General features: G+C 61.8%; 23 protein-coding genes. 10 read left to right on the forward strand and 13 right to left on the reverse strand.

What is annotated here, in order from left to right; genetic code table 11:
• The first annotated feature begins 55 nt into the window (after positions 1–55).
• Together dxs and ABIE16_RS24930 are read left to right on the forward strand one after the other, a co-directional pair.
• On the forward strand, positions 56–1,954 hold the full coding sequence (gene dxs, locus ABIE16_RS24925) for a 1-deoxy-D-xylulose-5-phosphate synthase (protein ID WP_057713133.1): 1,899 nt from the start codon (positions 56–58) through the stop codon (positions 1,952–1,954).
• A 157-nt stretch (positions 1,955–2,111) separates the two neighbouring features.
• Positions 2,112–3,995, forward strand: coding sequence for a TonB-dependent receptor domain-containing protein (locus ABIE16_RS24930; RefSeq protein WP_429522150.1), 1,884 nt, complete (start codon positions 2,112–2,114; stop codon positions 3,993–3,995).
• A gap of 95 nt (positions 3,996–4,090) precedes the next feature.
• Here ABIE16_RS24930 and ABIE16_RS24935 read toward each other — a convergent pair whose 3' ends face one another.
• From ABIE16_RS24935 to nrdR, 12 genes are all read right to left on the reverse strand, one after another.
• Positions 4,091–4,936: a cobalamin-binding protein gene (locus ABIE16_RS24935; RefSeq protein ID WP_429522151.1), complete on the reverse strand. Its 846-nt coding sequence runs from the start codon at positions 4,934–4,936 to the stop codon at positions 4,091–4,093.
• The gene (locus ABIE16_RS24940; RefSeq protein WP_057713130.1) at positions 4,936–5,355 is read right to left on the reverse strand and encodes a hypothetical protein; all 420 of its coding nucleotides are present in this window, start codon (positions 5,353–5,355) and stop codon (positions 4,936–4,938) included. The genes ABIE16_RS24935 and ABIE16_RS24940 overlap by 1 nt, the downstream gene beginning before the upstream one ends.
• Entirely contained in the window at positions 5,352–5,969 is a 618-nt protein-coding gene (gene ribA, locus ABIE16_RS24945; RefSeq protein ID WP_008053837.1) for a GTP cyclohydrolase II, read from the reverse strand. The genes ABIE16_RS24940 and ribA overlap by 4 nt, the downstream gene beginning before the upstream one ends.
• A 251-nt stretch (positions 5,970–6,220) precedes the next feature.
• Positions 6,221–6,961 (reverse strand): substrate-binding periplasmic protein, encoded by a 741-nt coding sequence (locus ABIE16_RS24950; RefSeq protein ID WP_429522152.1) that lies wholly within the window; start codon positions 6,959–6,961, stop codon positions 6,221–6,223.
• 53 nt (positions 6,962–7,014) lie between these two features.
• Positions 7,015–7,518 (reverse strand): phosphatidylglycerophosphatase A family protein, encoded by a 504-nt coding sequence (locus ABIE16_RS24955; protein WP_007970166.1) that lies wholly within the window; start codon positions 7,516–7,518, stop codon positions 7,015–7,017.
• Positions 7,515–8,480 carry a thiamine-phosphate kinase gene (gene thiL / locus ABIE16_RS24960; protein WP_429522153.1) on the reverse strand — a complete coding sequence of 322 codons (966 nt, stop codon included), beginning with the start codon at positions 8,478–8,480 and terminating at the stop codon, positions 7,515–7,517. Before thiL ends, ABIE16_RS24955 begins: the two co-directional genes overlap by 4 nt.
• Positions 8,481–8,656: 176 nt before the next feature.
• Entirely contained in the window at positions 8,657–9,157 is a 501-nt protein-coding gene (nusB, locus tag ABIE16_RS24965) for a transcription antitermination factor NusB (RefSeq protein ID WP_057713127.1), read from the reverse strand.
• Positions 9,154–9,630, reverse strand: coding sequence for a 6,7-dimethyl-8-ribityllumazine synthase (gene ribH / locus ABIE16_RS24970; RefSeq protein ID WP_003228649.1), 477 nt, complete (start codon positions 9,628–9,630; stop codon positions 9,154–9,156). The genes nusB and ribH overlap by 4 nt, the downstream gene beginning before the upstream one ends.
• Positions 9,631–9,721: 91 nt before the next feature.
• A complete protein-coding gene (ribBA, locus tag ABIE16_RS24975; protein WP_090451662.1) occupies positions 9,722–10,813 on the reverse strand; it encodes a bifunctional 3,4-dihydroxy-2-butanone-4-phosphate synthase/GTP cyclohydrolase II in 1,092 nt (363 codons plus the stop codon).
• Between the two features lie 16 nt (positions 10,814–10,829).
• Positions 10,830–11,492 (reverse strand): riboflavin synthase, encoded by a 663-nt coding sequence (locus ABIE16_RS24980; RefSeq protein ID WP_007906836.1) that lies wholly within the window; start codon positions 11,490–11,492, stop codon positions 10,830–10,832.
• Positions 11,493–11,539: 47 nt separating this feature from the next.
• Positions 11,540–12,673: a bifunctional diaminohydroxyphosphoribosylaminopyrimidine deaminase/5-amino-6-(5-phosphoribosylamino)uracil reductase RibD gene (ribD, locus tag ABIE16_RS24985; protein ID WP_429522154.1), complete on the reverse strand. Its 1,134-nt coding sequence runs from the start codon at positions 12,671–12,673 to the stop codon at positions 11,540–11,542.
• Positions 12,670–13,134 (reverse strand): transcriptional regulator NrdR, encoded by a 465-nt coding sequence (gene nrdR, locus ABIE16_RS24990; RefSeq protein WP_003228656.1) that lies wholly within the window; start codon positions 13,132–13,134, stop codon positions 12,670–12,672. The genes ribD and nrdR overlap by 4 nt, the downstream gene beginning before the upstream one ends.
• 127 nt (positions 13,135–13,261) lie before the next feature.
• Between nrdR and ABIE16_RS24995 the strand changes: the two genes are divergently transcribed.
• The 3 genes from ABIE16_RS24995 to trxA all read left to right on the forward strand — a co-directional run bounded on the left by ABIE16_RS24995 (position 13,262) and on the right by trxA (position 15,432).
• Positions 13,262–13,726, forward strand: coding sequence for a YbaY family lipoprotein (locus ABIE16_RS24995; protein WP_057713125.1), 465 nt, complete (start codon positions 13,262–13,264; stop codon positions 13,724–13,726).
• Positions 13,723–14,376, forward strand: coding sequence for a class I SAM-dependent methyltransferase (locus ABIE16_RS25000; protein WP_429522155.1), 654 nt, complete (start codon positions 13,723–13,725; stop codon positions 14,374–14,376). Before ABIE16_RS24995 ends, ABIE16_RS25000 begins: the two co-directional genes overlap by 4 nt.
• A gap of 183 nt (positions 14,377–14,559) precedes the next feature.
• Positions 14,560–15,432: a thioredoxin gene (gene trxA / locus ABIE16_RS25005; RefSeq protein WP_429522156.1), complete on the forward strand. Its 873-nt coding sequence runs from the start codon at positions 14,560–14,562 to the stop codon at positions 15,430–15,432.
• 103 nt (positions 15,433–15,535) lie between these two features.
• Here trxA and ABIE16_RS25010 read toward each other — a convergent pair whose 3' ends face one another.
• Positions 15,536–15,877 (reverse strand): hypothetical protein, encoded by a 342-nt coding sequence (locus ABIE16_RS25010; protein ID WP_218497933.1) that lies wholly within the window; start codon positions 15,875–15,877, stop codon positions 15,536–15,538.
• Positions 15,878–16,012: 135 nt separating this feature from the next.
• Between ABIE16_RS25010 and ABIE16_RS25015 the strand changes: the two genes are divergently transcribed.
• The 5 genes from ABIE16_RS25015 (at position 16,013) to ABIE16_RS25035 (ending at position 20,166) form a co-directional block, all read left to right on the forward strand.
• Entirely contained in the window at positions 16,013–16,603 is a 591-nt protein-coding gene (locus tag ABIE16_RS25015) for a DUF2796 domain-containing protein (protein WP_218497932.1), read from the forward strand.
• Between the two features lie 135 nt (positions 16,604–16,738).
• The gene (locus ABIE16_RS25020; RefSeq protein WP_057713120.1) at positions 16,739–17,449 is read left to right on the forward strand and encodes an ABC transporter ATP-binding protein; all 711 of its coding nucleotides are present in this window, start codon (positions 16,739–16,741) and stop codon (positions 17,447–17,449) included.
• Between the two features lies 1 nt (position 17,450).
• On the forward strand, positions 17,451–18,716 hold the full coding sequence (locus ABIE16_RS25025) for an ABC transporter permease (RefSeq protein WP_429522157.1): 1,266 nt from the start codon (positions 17,451–17,453) through the stop codon (positions 18,714–18,716).
• 11 nt (positions 18,717–18,727) lie between these two features.
• Entirely contained in the window at positions 18,728–19,246 is a 519-nt protein-coding gene (locus tag ABIE16_RS25030; protein WP_429522158.1) for a DUF3299 domain-containing protein, read from the forward strand.
• Between the two features lie 221 nt (positions 19,247–19,467).
• The gene (locus tag ABIE16_RS25035; RefSeq protein ID WP_090451676.1) at positions 19,468–20,166 is read left to right on the forward strand and encodes an OmpW/AlkL family protein; all 699 of its coding nucleotides are present in this window, start codon (positions 19,468–19,470) and stop codon (positions 20,164–20,166) included.
• The last annotated feature ends 45 nt before the right edge of the window (positions 20,167–20,211 follow it).

The following is a 20,211-nucleotide window of genomic DNA, read 5'->3' on the forward strand; positions in this document are numbered from 1 at the left end:
GGGACGATGCATCAGGTAAACTGCCGCATCTTTTATACCTATAACGATTCGCCTGATGCCCACGACGTTTCATGAGATTCCCCGCAAGCGCCCGACCACGCCCCTGCTCGACCGCGCGAACACGCCGGACGGCCTGCGCCGGTTAGGCGAAGCCGAGCTGGAAACCCTGGCCGATGAGTTGCGCCTGGAATTGCTCTACACGGTCGGCCAGACCGGTGGACATTTCGGTGCCGGCCTGGGCGTGATCGAGCTGACCATCGCGCTGCATTACGTCTTCGATACCCCGGACGACCGGCTGGTGTGGGACGTGGGTCATCAGGCTTATCCACACAAGATCCTCACCGGTCGTCGCGAGCGCATGGGCACCCTGCGCCAGAAGGACGGCGTCGCCGCCTTCCCGCGCCGCTCCGAGAGCGAGTACGACACCTTTGGCGTCGGCCACTCCAGCACCTCGATCAGTGCCGCGCTGGGCATGGCGATTGCCGCCCGCCTGCAAAACAGCGAGCGCAAGGCGATCGCGGTGATCGGCGACGGCGCGTTGACCGCGGGCATGGCGTTCGAGGCGCTGAACCATGCGCCGGAAGTGGACGCCAACATGCTGGTGATCCTCAATGACAACGACATGTCGATCTCGCGCAACGTCGGTGGCTTGTCGAACTACCTGGCGAAGATCCTTTCCAGCCGCACCTACGCGAGCATGCGCGAAGGCAGCAAGAAAGTGCTGTCGCGCCTGCCCGGTGCCTGGGAAATCGCTCGCCGGACCGAAGAATATGCCAAAGGCATGCTGGTTCCCGGCACGCTGTTCGAAGAACTGGGCTGGAACTACATCGGCCCCATCGATGGCCACGACCTGCCGACCCTGATCGCCACCCTGCGCAACATGCGCGATCTGAAAGGCCCGCAGTTCCTGCACGTCGTCACCAAGAAAGGCAAAGGCTTCGCTCCGGCGGAAGTCGACCCGATCGGTTACCACGCCATCACCAAACTCGAACCGCTGGACGCCCCGGCCGCCGCGCCGAAAAAGGCCAGCGGGCCCAAGTACTCCGGTGTGTTCGGCGAGTGGCTGTGCGATATGGCGGCGGCCGATCCGCGTCTGGTCGGGATTACCCCGGCGATGAAGGAAGGCTCGGACCTGGTCGCTTTCAGCGAACGCTTCCCGCTGCGCTACTTCGACGTCGCCATTGCCGAGCAGCACGCCGTCACTCTCGCGGCCGGCATGGCCTGCGAAGGCGCCAAACCCGTGGTGGCCATCTACTCGACCTTCCTGCAACGCGGCTACGACCAGTTGGTGCATGACGTCGCGGTGCAGAACCTCGACGTGCTGTTCGCCATCGACCGCGCAGGCCTGGTCGGCGAAGACGGCCCGACCCACGCCGGCAGCTTCGATTTGTCGTTCCTGCGCTGCATCCCCGGCATGCTGGTGATGACCCCGAGCGATGAAAACGAGCTGCGCAAGATGCTCACCACCGGCCACCTGTACGAAGGCCCGGCGGCGGTGCGTTACCCACGCGGCAACGGCCCGAACGCGACCATCGAGAAAGACCTCGAACCGATCGAGATCGGCAAGGGCGTAGTCCGCCGCCAGGGCAGCAAAGTCGCCCTGCTGGTGTTCGGTGTGCAACTGGCCGAAGCCCTGAAAGTCGCCGAGACGCTGGACGCGACCGTGGTCGACATGCGTTTCGTCAAGCCGCTGGATGAAGAACTGGTTCGCGAAATCGCTGGCAGCCACGAGCTACTGGTCACCGTCGAAGAAAACGCGATCATGGGCGGTGCCGGTGGCGCGGTCAGCGAATTCCTCGCCCGCGAAAACATCCTCAAGTCGATGCTGCACCTGGGCTTGCCGGACATTTACGTCGAACACGCCAAGCCTGCGCAAATGCTGGCTGAGTGTGGGCTGGATGAAGCCGGGATCGAGGCTTCGATCCGCGAGCGCCTGCAACTGCTGAACATCTAAACGCAAAACCCTGTGGGAGCGAGCTTGCTCGCGATGGCGGACTGTCAGTCGACTCAGATGCTGACTGATACACCGCTATCGCGAGCAAGCTCGCTCCCACAGTGGTTTTCAGCGCCTATCAAAACTGTATTCGCCTCAAAGCACCAACGGACTACCCATGAAACTCTCTCCCTTCGCCCTGACGCTGACCCTGCTGCCGGCCGGTCAATTGCTGGCCGACACCTTCGAACGCGACCAGGCCCTGAAGCTGCCCGACGTGTTGATCAGCGCCAACCGCCAGGTCGAAGCGCGCAATGACAGCAGCGCCGCCAGCACCGTGTTCACCCGCGACGACATCGATCGCCTGCAACCCGATAGCGTCACTGACCTGTTGCGTCGAGTACCGGGTGTGCAAGTCTCGCAGTCCGGCGGGCGCGGCAGCATTCCGGGGGTCTACATCCGCGGCACCCAGTCGGCCCAGAGCCTGGTGCTGGTGGATGGCCAACGCATCGGCAGTTCGACCTCCGGCGACAGCAACCTGCAACACATCAATATCGAACAGGTCGAGCGCGTGGAGGTGCTGCGCGGCTCCCGCTCGGTGATTTACGGCAGCGATGCGATTGGCGGGGTGATCCAGATCTTCACCCGCCGCGGCGGTCAACAAGGCCTGCAACCGCGCATGCACACCGGTTTTGGCAGTAATCAGACTTGGGAGCGCAGCCTTGGCCTGTCTGGTGGTGATGAGCGAACCCGCTTCAACCTTGGCGCCAGCCTCGATGAAACCGCCGGAATCAATCGCACCCACGAGTCGTATCCCAGTGATGGCGATCACGACGCCTACCGCAACAAATCCCTCAGCCTGAGCCTGAGTCACACCCTGACGGAAGACGTCGAAGTCGGCGCCAACGTGCTGGATAACCGTGGCAAGAGCGAGTTTGATAGTCCGTTCGGCCGTTACGATTACGTGACGGACAAGTCCTATCAACAGCAGCCCTACAACGACTTCAATGTGAGCAGCGCCAGCAGCTACATTGATGCACAGATCAATGAGGTATGGAAAACCCGCATCGAACTCGGTCACAGCGAAAACCGCGAGACAACCCTCGACAAGCTCAGCGATGAGCGCAGTGTTTTCAATACTTACCGCGACTCGGTCAACTGGCAGAACGATCTGACGCTCAACGAGCGCAACAGCCTGATGCTCGGTGGCGACTGGTACGAAGACCGGATCAACAGCACCACAGCGTTCGACGAAGACAGCCGCTGGAACCGCGCCGTGTTTATCCAGCATCGCTTTCAGGCCGACAGTTTCTCTACGGAGTTGGGTCTGCGTCACGACGATAACCAGCAGTTCGGCAGCCAGAACACCTGGAGCGGCACCTTCACCGTGCCGCTGAACCCGGACAACGAAGTACTGCTGACCTATAGCGAAGGCTTCCGCGCGCCGACGTTCAATGATCTGTATTACCCGGATTTCAGCAACCCGGATTTGAAACCCGAAACATCCAAGAGCTATGAGCTGCAATGGCGCAGCCAATTGACCGAGAGCAGTCGCCTGGAGACGTCGCTGTATCGCACCGACCTTGAAGACGCGATCATTTTCGGCAGCAACTCACGCCCCGAAAACGTCGCCTCGGCACGGATCAACGGCTTCGAAGCAGCGCTGAAGCAGGAACTGTTCGGCTGGCAGAGCAACCTTGGCGTGGCGATCATCGACCCACGCGACCGTGATACGGGCCACACCCTGGCCCGTCGTGCGCGGCGCACCTTGAGCCTGGACCTGGACCGACAGTTCGATCGCCTGGGCCTCGGCGCCAGCTGGCAAGCGGTCAGCAGCAGCTATGACGACTTGAACAATCAACAGCCGTTGGGTGGTTATGCCCTGTTGGGGTTGCGCAGCAGCTGGGAGCTCAATCGTGAAATCCAGCTGGAGCTGAAGGTCGATAACCTGCTGGACAAGGGTTACAGCCGGGCCCTGTACAGCTACCAAGGTAGCCAGTATGGGTATCGCGAGGAAGGTCGGGCGTGGATGTTCGGGGTGACGTGGACACCAGAGATCTAAAGCCAGACTCGATCATTTGTGGCGAGGGGGCTTGCCCCCGTTGGGCTGCGAAGCAGCCCCAAAATCCTACACCCCTATTTCTCAGGTACATCGCATTAATCTGATTGCGGGTGCTGCGCACCCGAACGGGGGCAAGCCCCCTCGCCACAGGGCGCAATCAAATGACAAAGCTTTGCCGTTGCCTCGATCATCTGCCCACTCGGCCGCTCAAGGCCCTTGTCCGTCACCAGGCGCAATTGTCCTTGTGATACCGCCGCCACCTGTGGCCAGGCTTTCCACGCATCAAGCTGCGCCTGATCGCTGGCCAGAATCACCTCGGGATTACGCTGCAACACCGCCTCCACACTGACTTGCGGTGCCGGCAGCTTCAGGTCGGCAAACACGTTTTGCGCACCGCAGGCCTCCAGCGCATCGCTGATGATCTGCTCGCCGCCAACCGTATACAGCGGCCGATCCCAGACCTGATAGAACACTCGTAACGGCTTGTCCCGGCGATAGCGCTGGCGCAATTCATCCAGCCGCTGGCGTAGATCGCTGGCCAATGAAATTCCGCGTTCAGGCCGATCGAGCCGAGCAGCAATGGCTTCGATCTGCACCGTGAGCTGGTCCAGGCTGCGGGGTTCGGCGACGTAGGTGGGAATATTCAGTCGCTTGAGCTGGTCACGCTGGGCCGGGCCGACACTACCGGGCCATAGCAGCAACAGATCGGGCTTCAGGCTGAGCAAGCGCTCCATGTCCAGCTGGCCATAGCGGCCAACGGAGGGCAGGTCCTTGAGTTCGGCAGGTCGCTCACCGGCGTCCAGCACACCGACCAGGAGGTCGGCGGAGCCCAGTTCAACGACGATCTCAGAGAGCGACGGTGCGAGGCTGACAACCCGTTCGACCGCGACGGCCGAGCCACTGGCGGCCAGCAGCAACACCGCCAGCCAGAGCGCGCGCATCAACCGAGTTGACGCGGAATACGGTAGAGGTAGAACAACACGGCGGTCGACAGTGCCAGCAGCATCAGCGGCACGGCTTCGAGACCGACGAACACCGCCAGGGCAGCGATCCAGGCCGGTAGCCCGGCAGCCAGGAATGCCGTGCGCCGCTTTGCCGCCAGACTGATCCAGGCAGCAGGTTCTTCAGGGGTATCGAGGGCTTTCTGGGTGGCGATCAGTGCGTGTTTGTAGGCGCCGAAAAACTTCAGGCTGACAAACATCGAAGCAACTCCGGCGATGAACAACGGCATCGCCAGCACCGGCAGAATGGCTTCGCTCTGGCCGAACACCGCGTTGATCACAAACAGGGGCAACAAGGCCAGTGCCAGGTATTGCCACCAGTTGACGGACAGTCGCCGCCGCACCTGACCGCGGGTCACGCCCGGTCTACCTCGCCCTGATGCTCATTGCCCATCATGTGATCGAGCTTGCTGGCCTTGGTCGCCAGGTAGAGTCGGTTATGCGGGTTGTGGCCGGTGTGCAGCGGCACGCGCTCGGCGACCACGATACCCATGTCGGTCAAGGCTTTGACCTTGCGCGGGTTGTTGGTCATCAGGCGCAGTGACTTCACGCCCAGGTGCTCCAGCATCGGCAGGCACATGGCGTAGTCACGCTGGTCGGCGGCAAAGCCCAGGCGTTCGTTGGCTTCAACGGTGTCGGCGCCACCGTCCTGCAGCTCATAGGCGCGGATCTTGTTCAGCAGACCAATGCCCCGGCCTTCCTGACGCAGGTAGAGCAATACGCCACGACCTTCGCGGGCGATGGCCTGCAAGGCGGCCTCCAGTTGCGAGCCGCAGTCGCAACGCTGGCTGAACAGGGCATCGCCCGTCAGGCATTCGGAGTGCAGCCGGCCGAGTACCGGGGCACCGTCGTCGAATTCACCCAGGCTCAGCACAACGTGCTCGCGGCCGGTGGCTTCATCGAGAAAGCCATGCATGGTGAATTGCGCAAAAGGCGTTGGCAGCTTGGAAGCGGCGACAAAAACGACAGGCACCGGTGTGCTCCTGATCTAAAAGTCTGAAGATTCGCAGAGCCGGCATTGTAACAGCAGGTTCCGGAGGACGCTTAGGCTGAATTATCGGCGATAACTATCAAAATGTTTGATATACGCCGCACCACAATCAATGTGGGAGCGGGCTTGCTCGCGAAGGCGTCGTGTCAGTCGACATCATTGCTGCATGACACACCGCTTTCGCGAGCAAGCCCGCTCCCACAATGGGTACATCGTCAGCCGTAAGAACCGTGTCACTTCGAATCAAACGGATAAGGCTGTTTCCAGCGTTCAAAAATCGGTTTCAACTCGCCGCTTTTCACCAGTTGCTCCATGCGCTGGTCGAACAGGGCCATTAACGCGCGCGCCTTCGGGGTTTTGGCAAAGCACAGGTACAGCGGCAACTCGGCGATATGGGTGCGCCGCAGTTGGGACGGATCCTTGGCGCGCTTGATGACGTCATCGACTTCGGTCAGGGCATCGATGTAAAAGTCGGCACGATTGTGGATCAGCATCAACTCGATGCCGGTACGCCGCTGCACTTCGTCGAAGTGGCGCACATTGGGCAAGTAATCCTGGTAATCGTAGCCGCGGACCCAGGCCAGTCGATAATTGCCCAGGGTTTCCAGAGTGGGTACCGGACTGCTGGTCAGGCCCAGGGCATAGATGTGATCGGTGTCGAAGTTCCAATGGGGATAGAGCACACCCTCAGAATCGTCACGATAGGAACCGACGCAGGCATCGACCTCGCCACGTTCGGCCAGGCCCAGCGAGCGTACGTAGGGCTCGGTGCGGATGTCGACCTTGACGCCCGCCGGCTCGAACACTTGCCGTAGCACGTCCCAACCCAGTCCATGACCGTCAGCGGCGGTGTAGCCTTCCCACTCTTCGCTGGCCAGATGAATCACCGACGGCGGCGTAGCACCCCCTCCTCCCGCCTGGACAAAAGAGCAAAACATCGCGAACGCCATCACCATCAATCCGCGTACAGTCATCCCCCGCTTCCCCCGATAAACAGCTCTCATGATCAACGCCTGGAAATCCCCGGTCAGGCGAAAAACCACACCAGCCCCTGCATCGCCAACCAGGCGAACACCCCGGCCAGGACATCATCGAGCATGATGCCGACGCCGCCATGTACGTGCCGGTCAATCCAGCGAATCGGCCATGGCTTGAGAATGTCGAAGAAGCGGAACATCAGGAAACCCGCCAGCAACCACTGCCAGCCTTCCGGCACCAGCCACAGGGTGATCCACATCCCGACCATTTCGTCCCAGACGATGCCTTCATGGTCGTGTACCCGCAAATCGTCGGCCACTTTGCCGCACAGCCAGAAGCCAAACAGCATGGTGATGCCCAGCATCAGCCAGTAACCCCAGTCGGGCAGCATCTGCCACAACGGAATAAAGGGCAGCGCAACCAACGACCCCCAAGTGCCGGGCGCCTTTGGCAAGGTGCCCGAGCCGAAGCCGAACGCCAGGAAATGCCATGGATTACGCCAGACCGACGGCGGTACGAATTCCGCCGGGACCTGTTTGGGATGATCTGTCACGGTGACTCCCGAAAATGTTGATAACCCCGGGTTTGCGGGGTGATGTCTTTGCCATCGGCGTCCAGCAGCTTCACGCCCTGCCCCGTCACCACTTGACCAATCACATGGATCGGCCAGCCATCGGCCAGCAATAGCGGCAACTCGACGGACGGTAAGGTGAAGGCCAGGACGTAGTCGTCGCCGCCGCTCAGGGCCGCAACCTGTGCGTCCGATTGGCCAAGAAAGTCGACCAGGCTCTGCGACAGTGGCAAACGATCCCGCTCGACTTTGATACCGACCTTCGACGCCAGCGCGATATGCCCGCAATCAGCAAGCAGGCCGTCGGAGATATCCATCGCCGAAGTGGCCTTGCCCCGTAGCGCCTGACCCAAACCGAGCTGCGGTTGCGGCGACCAGTAATGCGCCAGCAACGACTCGGCAATGCGCGCTTCGGCCGTGCGCTGGCCGAGCACCAAGGGCAAGGCACCGGCGGCATTGCCCAGGTTGCCGCCGACACACAGCAGGTCGCCCGGTTGCGCACCGCTGCGGGTCAGCGCCTGACCGGCCGGCACGCGGCCGAACACGGTCATGGTCAGGCTCAGCGGCCCGCGGGTCGTGTCACCGCCCACCAGCGCCACGCCGCAGCTTTGCGCCATCTGGTTCAAACCACGGGCATAGGCTTGCAGCCAATCGGCGGTCACCGTCGGCAAGGTCAGGGCAAGGGTAAAGGCAATCGGGGTGGCGCCCATGGCGGCCAGGTCGCTGACGGCCACGGCCAGCGAGCGCTGACCGAGCAGAAACGGATCGCAGGGATCGGCGAAATGCACGCCGGCCACCAACGTATCGGTAGAAATCGCCATCTGCTCCCCGGAGGGAACAGCCAGCAAGGCGCAGTCATCGCCAATCCCGAGGGCAACGCCTTCGCCGCCCTGCGCACAAGGCGCGGCGGCGAAGAAATTGCGGATCAGCTCAAACTCGCCCATCAGGTATCCTGTCTCACCAATACTGTTCATTTTTTAGCGGCGTCTGGTGTCGCCATACTGCGTTGCCGCTCCTCGCCATAGCACGCTATGACTCGTCGCGGCGCCTTGTCTGGCAACACCAGCCACTCGCTAAAAAACGAACGTATCGGCGAGACAGGACACTGTCCAAACGCCAATCAGCGCTTGAACGCCTTCACTTCAGCTTCACGCAGACGCGGGGCCAGCTTGTCGAGCACACCGTTGACGAACTTGTGGCCGTCGGTGGAACCGAAGACCTTGGCCAGTTCGATACCCTCGTTGATCACAACGCGGTACGGCACGTCGACGCGCTTGAGCAGTTCCCAGGTCGACAGGCGCAGAACAGCCAGTTCAACCGGGTCCAGCTCTTCGATGGTCAAGTCCAGGCATGGCGTGAGCGCGGTGTCGATTTCGGTCTTGAACTGCGGAACCCCGTGCAGGATTTCGCGGAAGTACGCGCCGTCGACATCGCTGAAATCGTTATCGACCCGGAACTGCGCTTCGATCTCGTTCAGCGACTGCTTGGCCATGTGCCATTGGTACAGGGCCTGGGTCGCGAGCTGACGGGCTTCGCGGCGCTTGGCGCTTTTCGATGGCTTGCCGGCATCCGCAGGCTTTGGATCGCGCGGGTTGAAACGATCGCTTTCGTCGCTAATCACTTGGCCTCCAACTGCGCCAGCAGGCTGACCATTTCCAGAGCGGACAGGGCAGCTTCAGCACCTTTGTTGCCGGCCTTGGTGCCGGAACGTTCGATGGCTTGCTCGATGGAATCAACGGTCAGGACGCCGAAAGCGACCGGAACGCCGAACTCCATGGACACCTGGGCCAGGCCCTTGGTGCACTCGCCAGCCACGTATTCGAAGTGCGGAGTGCCGCCACGAATGACCGCGCCCAGGGCGATGATTGCCGCGAATTCGCCTTTCTGGGCGACTTTCTGCGCAACCAGCGGAATTTCGAAGGCGCCAGGTGCGCGGATGATGGTGATGTCGCTTTCGCTCACGCCGTGGCGAACCAGGGCATCAACTGCACCGCTGACCAGGCTTTCAACGACGAAGCTGTTGAAACGGCCCACTACCAGAGCGTAGCGGCCTTTAGGGGCGATGAAGGTACCTTCGATGGTCTTCAGGGTCATTCGTTAGATCTCTTAAAGAGCCGGGACGCGTCTTCTACGCGCCCCTCAGTGATTTATTTGCCGCGAATTCAAGGCCGGGAACAACCGGTCATTATTCGGAGGGCACGTATTCTACAACTTCCAGATCGAAACCGGATATCGCATTAAATTTCATCGGTGCCGACATCAGGCGCATTTTGCGTACGCCAAGGTCGCGCAGGATCTGCGAACCGGCACCGACAGTGCTGTAGGTGGTCGGTTTTTTCACGGCTGCGTGATCGGCGGTTTCGCGGATATGCGCCAGCAACACGTCGCCATCGAGCGGGTGACCGAGCAACAGCACCACGCCGCTACCGGCCTCGGCAACCGCGGACATGGCGGCGCGCAGGCTCCAGCGGCCCGGTTGCTTGACCATCAGCAGGTCACGCAGCGGGTCCATGTTGTGCACGCGAACCAGGGTCGGCTCTTCGGCACACACGTTGCCCAGGGTCAGTGCCATGTGCACATCGCCTTCCACGGAATCACGATAGGTCACCAGGTTGAATTGGCCCAGTTCGCTGTCCAGTGGCTGCTCGGCAATCCGCTGAACGGTACGTTCGTGGATCATCCGGTAGTGAATCAGGTCGGCGATGGTGCCGATCTTGATGTCGTGTTCGGCGGCAAAGGCTTCCAGCTCGGCGCGACGGGACATGGTGCCGTCGTCGTTCATCACTTCGCAGATCACCCCGCTAGGCTCGTAACCGGCCATGCGCGCCAGGTCGCACGCCGCTTCGGTGTGGCCGGCACGGGCCAGGGTGCCGCCGGCCTGGGCCATCAGCGGGAAGATGTGGCCCGGGCTGACGATGTCTTCAGCCTTGGCATCACGGGCGGCGGCGGCCTGCACGGTGCGCGCACGGTCGGCGGCGGAGATGCCGGTGGTCACGCCGGTGGCCGCTTCGATCGATACGGTGAACTTGGTGCCGAAACCGGACCCGTTGCGCGGCGCCATCAACGGCAGCTTGAGCAGTTCGCAGCGCTCGCGGCTCATCGGCATGCAGATCAGGCCACGGGCGTGCTTGGCCATGAAGTTGATGTGCTCGGGCTTGCAGCACTCGGCGGCCATGATCAGGTCGCCTTCGTTCTCGCGGTCTTCGTCATCCATGAGGATGACCATCTTGCCTTGGCGGATGTCTTCAACCAGTTCTTCGATGCTATTGAGCGCCACAAGGCACCCCCTTGGGTCAGGATTTGAGGTAGCCGTTGGCGGCCAGAAAGCTTTCAGTGATGTTACTGGAGGTTGGCTCTGCGGCCTTGTCGCCCAGCAGCAGACGCTCCAGGTAACGGGCCAGCAAGTCCACTTCCAGGTTCACCCGGCGGCCTGGCTGGTACGACGCCATGATGGTTTCGCTCAGGGTGTGGGGAATGATGGTCAGCAGGAACTCGGCGCCATCGACTGCGTTCACGGTGAGGCTGGTGCCGTCGACGGTGATCGAGCCTTTATGGGCGATGTATTTGGCCAGGTCCTTTGGCGCGCGGATGCGGAATTCCACGGCGCGCGCATTTTCGGTACGGGCAACCACTTCGCCCACGCCGTCGACGTGACCGCTGACCAGATGCCCGCCGAGGCGAGTGGTCGGGGTCAGGGCTTTTTCCAGATTGACCGGGCTGCCGCTTTTCAGGTCGTTCATGGCGGTGCAGTCGAGGGTTTCGCGACTGACGTCCGCCGCAAAGCCATTGCCCGGCAATTCAACGGCAGTCAGGCACACGCCGTTGACCGCGATGCTGTCGCCCAGTTTGACATCGCTCAGGTCGAGCTTGCCGGTTTCGACGTGAACCCGCACATCACCGCCCTTTGGGGTCAATGCACGAATACTGCCGATGGATTCGATGATGCCGGTAAACATGAGGTTCTCCTCGAGAACAAAGCCAAAGCTTGCGCGATGGCCGGAAATTATACGCTTGCTACTGGCAAAGGAATGGCGATGACTCGCCAGTCATCGCCAACGGCACGAATTTCGATGATTTTGAGCTCGGGCGCATCCTTCATTTGCACGAGCGGCCAGTCCAGCAGCGGCCGCGCCGAGGAACCCAGGAACTTGCCGGCAATGAAAATCTGGAACTCGTCCACCAGACCGAGTTGGGCAAAGGCACCTGCCAGGCGCGGGCCGGCCTCGACCAGCACTTCGTTGACGCCACGGGTTGCGAGTTCAACCAATAGCTGACGCAGATCGACCTGACCGTCGTAGCCCGGCACGATCAGGCACTCCGGACCGTTGGCATATTGCTCTTCAACCGCCACACAGGTGGCGACCAGCGCCGGGCCTGCCTTGAAGAACGGTGCATCCAGCGGCACCCGCAGGCGGCCGTCGACCAACACCCGCAGCGGCGGACGGCTCATGGCCAAGGCTGTTTGCTCTGCATCCAGCCCCAACTCATCGGCACGCACGGTCAACCGTGCGTGGTCCGCCAGCACCGTATCGGCACCGGTCAGTACCACACTGGCTTGCGCGCGCAGACGCTGCACTGCCGAGCGCGCCGCCGGGCCGGTGATCCACTGGCTTTCGCCGCTTTCCATGGCGGTTCGCCCGTCGAGGCTCATGGCCAACTTGACCCGCACGAACGGCAAGCCGTGTTCCATGCGTTTCAGAAAGCCTTGATTAAGCTTGCGCGCCTCGCCTTCCAGCACGCCGCTTTCGGTGGCGATACCGGCCTGTGTCAGGCGTTGCAGACCGCGACCAGCGACTTCCGGGTTCGGGTCCTGCATTGCCGCGACCACGCGGGCCACACCGGCATTGACCAGTGCATCGGCACAGGGCGGCGTACGGCCGTGATGGCTGCAAGGTTCAAGCGTCACGTAAGCGGTGGCGCCACGAGCCTGCTCACCAGCCGCGCGCAGGGCGTGGACTTCAGCGTGGGGCTCGCCGGCGCGCTCATGCCAGCCTTCGCCGACAATCTGCCCGCCCTGCACGATCACGCAACCGACCCGCGGATTGGGGTGCGTCGTGTAATGCCCCTTGCGCGCCAGTTCCAGGGCACGGGCCATGAAATGGGCGTCGAGGATGGCTTGTTCGGCGCAAGTGGTCATTCTTTCACCGGTTCACGGGCCAGGCGATCGATCTCTTCGCGGAACTCGTTGAGGTCCTGGAAGCGGCGATACACCGAGGCGAAGCGGATGTAGGCGACTTCGTCGAGCTTCTGCAGCTCGGCCATCACCAGTTCGCCGACCACGAGGGATTTGACCTCGCGTTCGCCGGTGGCGCGCAGTTTGTGTTTGATGTGCACCAGCGACGACTCGAGGCGCTCGACACTCACCGGGCGCTTTTCCAGCGCGCGCTGCATGCCGGCGCGGAGTTTTTCTTCGTCGAACGGCTGGCGACTGCCGTCGGTTTTGATCAGGCGCGGCAACACCAGTTCAGCCGTCTCGAACGTCGTGAAACGCTCGCCGCAGGCCAGGCATTCACGCCGGCGGCGCACCTGTTCGCCCTCGGCGACCAGACGCGAGTCGATGACCTTGGTGTCGTTGGCACCGCAGAAGGGACAGTGCATGGTGGCAGGCAACAAAAAAAGGGAGGGCCATGGTAGCGCATCCCCGTGGCAAGACAAGCCATAGGGTTTGCGGTATACAGACGGGATGATCACTTGATCCATGGAATTCAGCGTTATGGAGCCACCAATGTCGTTACGTCCGCTCATTTTGCTCAGTGTTTTCAGCCTGCTGGTGGCCTGCAGCAGCGATGCACCCAAGCCCCAGCCGCCAACGCCTGGCCCGGTGCCGCAGCAAGCGCAGAAGAAAGCCCGGGAGGCCGCCGCACTCGGCCCTCTGCCCGCCCATCAGCGTGAACTGAGCGGCACCTTGCAAGGCGTTCCAGCTGGCGCTGAAGTCGAACTGGCATTGCTGGTGATCGACGATAAGGACCGCCCGCAACAATTGCTCGCCAGCTCCAGCCTGATCGGCAACAACCAGGTTCTGCCGTTTCACCTGCGCTTCAATCCGGAATCCTTCCCGGCCGGGGCCCGCGTTGAACTGCGAGGCCGCGCCAGTCAGTCCGGGCAGTTGATCCTGCACCTGCCGTCGCAACTGATTACCCAGCCGACCACCCAGGCCCTGGGCCAACTGCAATTCGTCAAAGCCCCATGAGTGCACCGTTCGACCTGCAAAAGGCGTTGGGTGAACTGCTCGGTGATGCGCAATTGGTCGCCTGTGAGTTACCAGGGACCGACCTGAAGTTGTGGCTGATCGACGGCGACAACATGGACCGCGCCTTCAGCCCGGAAGAGACCCGGCGCATCCTGCATGAGCCGCCGTACTGGAGTTTCTGCTGGGCCAGCGGCCTGGCCGTGGCCCGCTATCTGGCCGAAAACCCCCATTGGGTCGAAGGCAAGCGGGTACTGGATTTCGGTGCCGGCTCCGGGGTGGCGGGGATTGCGGCGGCGAAGGCCGGGGCAATCGAAGTACTGGCCTGCGACCTCGACCCGCTGGCGATTGCCGCGTGTCGGGCCAATGCCGAGCTCAATAACGTACAGCTCAATTACTCGACGGACTTTTTCGCCGAGGCCGATCGCTTCGATCTGATCCTGGTGGCGGATGTGCTGTACGACCGGGCCAACCTGCCGCTGCTCGACCAGTTCCTCAGTCGCGGCCGAGAGGCGCTGGTGGCGGACTCACGCGTCAGGGATTTCCGTCATCCGTTGTACCGGCGCATCGAAATGCTCGAAGCCATGACCCTGCCGGATCTGGCCGAGCCCCACGAGTTTCGGCATGTGAGCCTGTACCACGCGCAGCGCTAGCTAAAAGCATCGCGAGCAAGCTCGCTCCTGCACTGGACCCGCGTCGTCCACAAATCCCCTGTGGGAGCGAGCTTGCTCGCGATGACGTCCTGTCAGACGAAACATCTCTAACGGCCACCCCGCTTCCGGCGCGCCCCCACCAAGTCGTATAGTTGCCCCATTCACGCTTCCAAGAGATCCCCCATGAGTCAGGAAACGCCGTACATCTTCGACGCCACGACTGCCGATTTCGACCAGTCGGTGATCGAGAACTCTTTCCACAAACCAGTGCTGGTGGACTTCTGGGCCGAATGGTGCGCGCCCTGCAAAGTGCTGATGCCGATGCTGCAGAGCATTGCCGAGAGCTATCAGGGTGAGTTGCTGCTGGCCAAGGTCAACTGTGACATCGAACAAGACATCGTCGCCCGCTTTGGCATCCGCAGCCTGCCGACCGTGGTGCTGTTCAAGGACGGCCAGCCTGTCGATGGCTTTGCCGGTGCCCAGCCGGAATCCGCCGTGCGCACCCTGCTCGAACCCCATGTGCAGATGCCGCCACCGGCCGCCGCCGATCCGTTCGAACAGGCCCAGGCGCTGTTCGACGACAGCCGTTTCGCCGATGCCGAAGCGCAGCTCAAAGTGATCCTGGGTGAAGACAACACCAACGCCAAGGCACTGATCCTGTACGCCCGCTGCCTGACCGAGCGCGGTGAACTGGACGAAGCGCAAACCGTGCTGGATGCGGTCAAGAGCGATGAGCACAAGGCCGCGCTGGCCGGCGCCAAGGCACAGATCAAGTTTCTCGGTCTGGCCAGGGACTTGCCGGATGCCGCCGACCTGAAGGCCCGACTGGCGAAAGACCCGCTGGACGATGAGGCGGTCTATCAACTGGCGATCCAGCAACTGGCCCGTCAGCAGTACGACGCCGCGCTGGATGCATTGCTGAAGTTGTTCACCCGCAACCGCAGCTACAGCGAAGGCTTGCCGCACAAGACCTTGTTGCAGGTGTTCGAGTTGTTGGGCAACGATCATCCGTTGGTCAGCACGTACCGCCGCAAGTTGTTTGCTGCGCTGTACTAAATCGACCCTGTAGGAGCGAGCTTGCTCGCGAAAAACCTGAGAGCACCGAGGTGAATCAGGTTTCCCGCGTTATCGTTGACGCCCATCGCGAGCAAGCTCACTCCTACACCAACCAGCGATACAGCGGCGTATCCCCGCCGCTTTCCACCTTCACGTCCGAACTGTGGCGCAGGCGCACCAGCAGCCGTTTGCCCGCCGCTGCACTGCCGGTCAGGCCTTCGAGTTGATCGAGCAGGTCCGGGCCACTGAGCTGCCCCGCCTTGCGCAGCAATTCCCGGGCGATCTGCCACAGCGCATCATCCTGGTTCAACGGTTTCGCCGCTGGCACGCTGACCGGGGTTTTTTCCACCTGCAACTGCGCCCCTAGTCGCGCCCAGTCCGCGTCGTCCATCTCCAGGGTCAAATCCACCGGCCAGTCGCCGATGCTTCCGCGAATTCGCAACATAGGTCTGCTCCCGCACATTTCTTCCCGGCATGCTCCCATGGGACTTGTGCAACGCCAAGCAGACAGTCAAACTCTCCGCAATCACGTTATAAGATTACATAACATTTTCTTCATTTTACTTTTCGGAGACTCGTCATGCGTCGTCTGCTTCTCGCCCTGCCGTTTGCCATGTTGCCGCTGGCTGTCGCCCATGCCGCCGACGAACACGATCATGAGCATGGCAGCCTGGGTGCCCACGAACATGGCGTGGGACGCCTGAATGCGGTGCTGGACGGCAAGACCCTGGAGTTGGAACTGGAAAGCCCGGCGATGAACCTGGTGGGTTTCGAGCACGTCGCCACCAGCGACGCAGACAAAGCCAAAGTCGCCGCCGCCCGCGCGCAACTCGAACAACCGCTGGCCCTGTTCAACCTGCCGAAAGCCGCCGGTTGCGTGGTGGAGAACCAGGAACTGGAAAGCCCGCTGTTCGGCGACAAGCCCGATGCCGACGATGATCACGATGAAGACGCCAAGGACGAAGACGGCCACGAACATCACCATGATCACAGCGAAATCCACGCTCACTATCAGTTCACTTGCGCCACGCCAGCGGCACTGAAGTCACTGGACCTGGCGAATATTTTCACCCGCTTCTCGGCCACCCAAAAAATTCAGGTACAACTGATCGGCCCGAGCGGGCAGCAAGGGGTTGAAGTGACGGCCAAGGCTGCTGCCCTTAAATTCTGACCCACTGTAGGAGCGAGCTTGCTCGCGATGGACGCCAACGATAACGCGGGCAACCTGATTCACCTCGGTGCTCTCAGGTTTTTCGCGAGCAGGCTCGCTCCTACAAGGGTTCACCACCAACCAGACCGGTTTCACATGACCCAAGCACTCATCGAACTGTCCGACCTGGGCTTCAGCTGGCCCGGTCACCCGCCGCTGCTGGACATCCCGGCGTTTCGCCTGGAGCGCGGCGAAACCCTGTTCCTCAAAGGCCCCAGCGGCAGCGGCAAGACCACCCTGCTCGGTCTGCTCGGCGGCGTGCAAAAGCCTGATCGCGGCAGCATCCGCCTGCTCGGCCAGGAGCTGACGCAACTCTCGGCCGGCGCCCGCGACCACTTCCGTGTCGATCACACCGGCTACATCTTTCAGCAGTTCAACCTGCTGCCGTTTCTGTCGGTGCGTGAAAACGTCGAACTGCCCTGCCACTTCTCGAAACTGCGCGCCGAACGAGCGAAACAACGTCACGGCAGCGTCGACAAAGCCGCCGCCACACTGCTCGCCCATCTGGGGTTGAAGGATGAAAACATCCTCGGTCGCCGCGCCGATTCGTTGTCCATCGGCCAGCAGCAACGGGTCGCCGCCGCCCGCGCACTGATCGGTCAACCGGAACTGGTGATCGCCGACGAACCGACCTCAGCCCTCGATTACGACGCCCGCGAGAACTTCATTCGCCTGCTGTTCGCCGAGTGCCGCGAGGCCGGCTCGAGCCTGTTGTTCGTCAGCCACGACCAAAGCCTGGCGCCGCTGTTCGACCACAACCTCTCGCTGGCCGAACTCAATCGCGCCGCTACCCCGTCCGAGGTCTGAGATGTATCTGTTTCGTCTAGCCATGGCCAGCCTGGCTAACCGTCGTTTCACCGCGATCCTCACGGCGTTCGCCATCGCCCTGTCGGTGTGCCTGTTGCTGGCAGTGGAGCGCGTGCGCACCGAAGCCAAGGCCAGTTTCGCCAGCACAATAAGCGGCACCGACCTGATCGTCGGCGCCCGCTCGGGCTCGGTGAACCTGTTGCTGTACTCGGTGTTCCGCATCGGCAACGCCACCAACAACATCCGCTGGGACAGCTTCGAACACTTCGCCAGCAACCCGAAAGTGAAGTGGGCGATCCCGATGTCCCTCGGCGACTCCCATCGCGGCTACCGGGTGATGGGCACCACCGAAGCCTACTTCGAGCATTACCAGTACGGTCGCCAGCAACACCTACAACTGAGCGATGGCCGCGCCTTCGAAACCGACCCGTTCGAAGTGGTGCTCGGTGCCGAAGTGGCCGATGCACTGCACTACAAACTCGGTGACAAACTGGTGCTGGCCCACGGCGTGGCGGCGATCAGCCTGGTCAAGCACGACGACAAACCGTTCACGGTGGTCGGCATTCTCAAGCGCACCGGCACACCGGTGGACCGCACGCTGCACATCAGCCTCGGTGGCATGGAAGCGATTCACATCGACTGGCATAACGGCGTGCCGGCCCGGGGCGAGGGCCGCATCACGGCTGATCAGGCGCGCAATATGGACCTCACGCCACAAGCGATCACCGCGTTCATGCTCGGCCTCAACAACAAGATTTCGACCTTTGCCCTGCAACGGGAAATCAACGAATTCCGTGGCGAGCCGATGCTGGCGATCCTGCCAGGCGTGGCGTTGCAAGAGCTGTGGAGTCTGATGGGCACTGCGGAAAAAGCCTTGTTCGTGGTCTCGCTGTTTGTGGTGCTGACCGGGTTGATCGGCATGCTCACAGCGATTCTCACCAGCCTCAACGAGCGCCGTCGGGAAATGGCGATCCTGCGCTCGGTGGGCGCACGCCCCTGGCACATCGCGACGCTGTTGGTACTCGAAGCCTTTGCCCTGGCGCTGTCGGGCGTGATCGCCGGCGTGACGTTGCTGTATGTGTGCATCGCGGCGGCCCAAGGTTACGTGCAAGCCAACTACGGCCTGTTCCTGCCGCTGTCCTGGCCGAGCGAGTATGAATGGACGCTGCTCGGTGGCATCCTGATCGCCGCGTTGCTGATGGGCAGCGTGCCGGCCTGGCGCGCCTATCGCCAATCCCTGGCCGATGGCTTGTCGATCCGTTTATGAGGACGTTGAAAATGCCCCGCGCTGTACTTGCGCTGTTGATACTGGTCGCCCTGCCCCTGTGGGCGGCCCAGCCAAAAGACCTGGCCTGGTCGGAGATGATCCCGCCCGACGCGCCGAAAGAAGTGCCGAACATGACACCGTTGCATGATCTGTCGCAGATGAGCAGCACGCTCTCTGCAGAGTCGGCGCCAGCAGCCAAGCAGGACATGCCCAACGCACCGGTGGTCAAGACCCTCGACGGCCAGAACATTCGCCTGCCGGGTTACATCGTGCCGCTGGAAGTGAGCGAGGAAGGCCGTACCACGGAGTTTCTGCTGGTGCCGTATTTCGGCGCCTGCATCCATGTGCCGCCACCGCCATCGAACCAGATCGTGCACGTCAAGAGCGAAGTCGGCGTGAAGCTGGATGAGTTGTATCAGCCTTACTGGATCGAAGGCGCGTTGCAGGTCAAGGCGTCCACCAGCGAGTTGGCGGATGCCGGGTATCAGATGGAGGCGGACAAGATTTATCTGTATGAACTGCCGGAGTGAATCAGGTCGTTTTGTGTCGACTGTCAGTCCGCCATCGCGAGCAAGCTCGCTCCCACAGGGGATCACATGCCTCCTGTGGGAGCGAGCTTGCTCGCGATGAGGCCATCAGAAACATCACAAATTCCAGTCCTTGCCACTTTCATTGAGCTGCATCAAAAGACCGAATAGTTAGCCGGCTTACCATTGGACATCGAACATTTTTAACGTCCTCTGGAGCCCCCATGAACAAGTCCATGCTCAGCGCTTCGCTGGTTGCCCTTGCGCTCGCAGCCCCGCTCGCCAATGCCTTCGAAGCCGGTGACATCCTCCTTCGCGCCGGTGCAATCACCGTCAACCCGGAAGCCGACAGCTCCAGCGTCAAGGTCGATCAAGGCCCGCTGGCGGGCGCCGACCTGGGCGGCAAGGCGACCATGAGCAGCGACACGCAACTGGGCTTGAACTTCGCCTACATGCTCACCAACCACCTGGGTATCGAACTGCTGGCGGCCACACCGTTCGAGCATGACGTGAAACTCAAGGGCACGGCCCTGAGCGCGGCCAACGGCAAACTCGGCACCCTCAAGCACCTGCCACCGACCTTGAGCCTGGTGTACTACCCGCTGGACCCGAAGTCGGCCTTCCAGCCGTACGTCGGCGGCGGCATCAACTACACCTATATCTACGACGAACACGTTGGCAGCCAGGCCCAGTCCGCCGGTTTCAGCAACTTCAAGGCGGAAAACTCCTGGGGTCTGGCGTGGCAGGTCGGTGCTGACTACATGCTGACCGATAACATCATGATCAACGCCCAGGTGCGCTACATCGACATCGATACCCGCGCCACCGTCGAGAACAACTCGATCGCACCAGGCACCCGGGCACGGGTTGACGTCGATGTAGACCCGTTCATCTACATGGTGGGTCTGGGTTACAAATTCTAAAGAACGTTCACGTGGTGGTGAATGAGGCTTGGTGGTGAGCAGACT

This window comes from Pseudomonas sp. 2725 (assembly GCF_050434585.1).
In the GTDB taxonomy this organism is placed as follows: Bacteria; Pseudomonadota; Gammaproteobacteria; order Pseudomonadales; family Pseudomonadaceae; genus Aquipseudomonas; species Aquipseudomonas jessenii.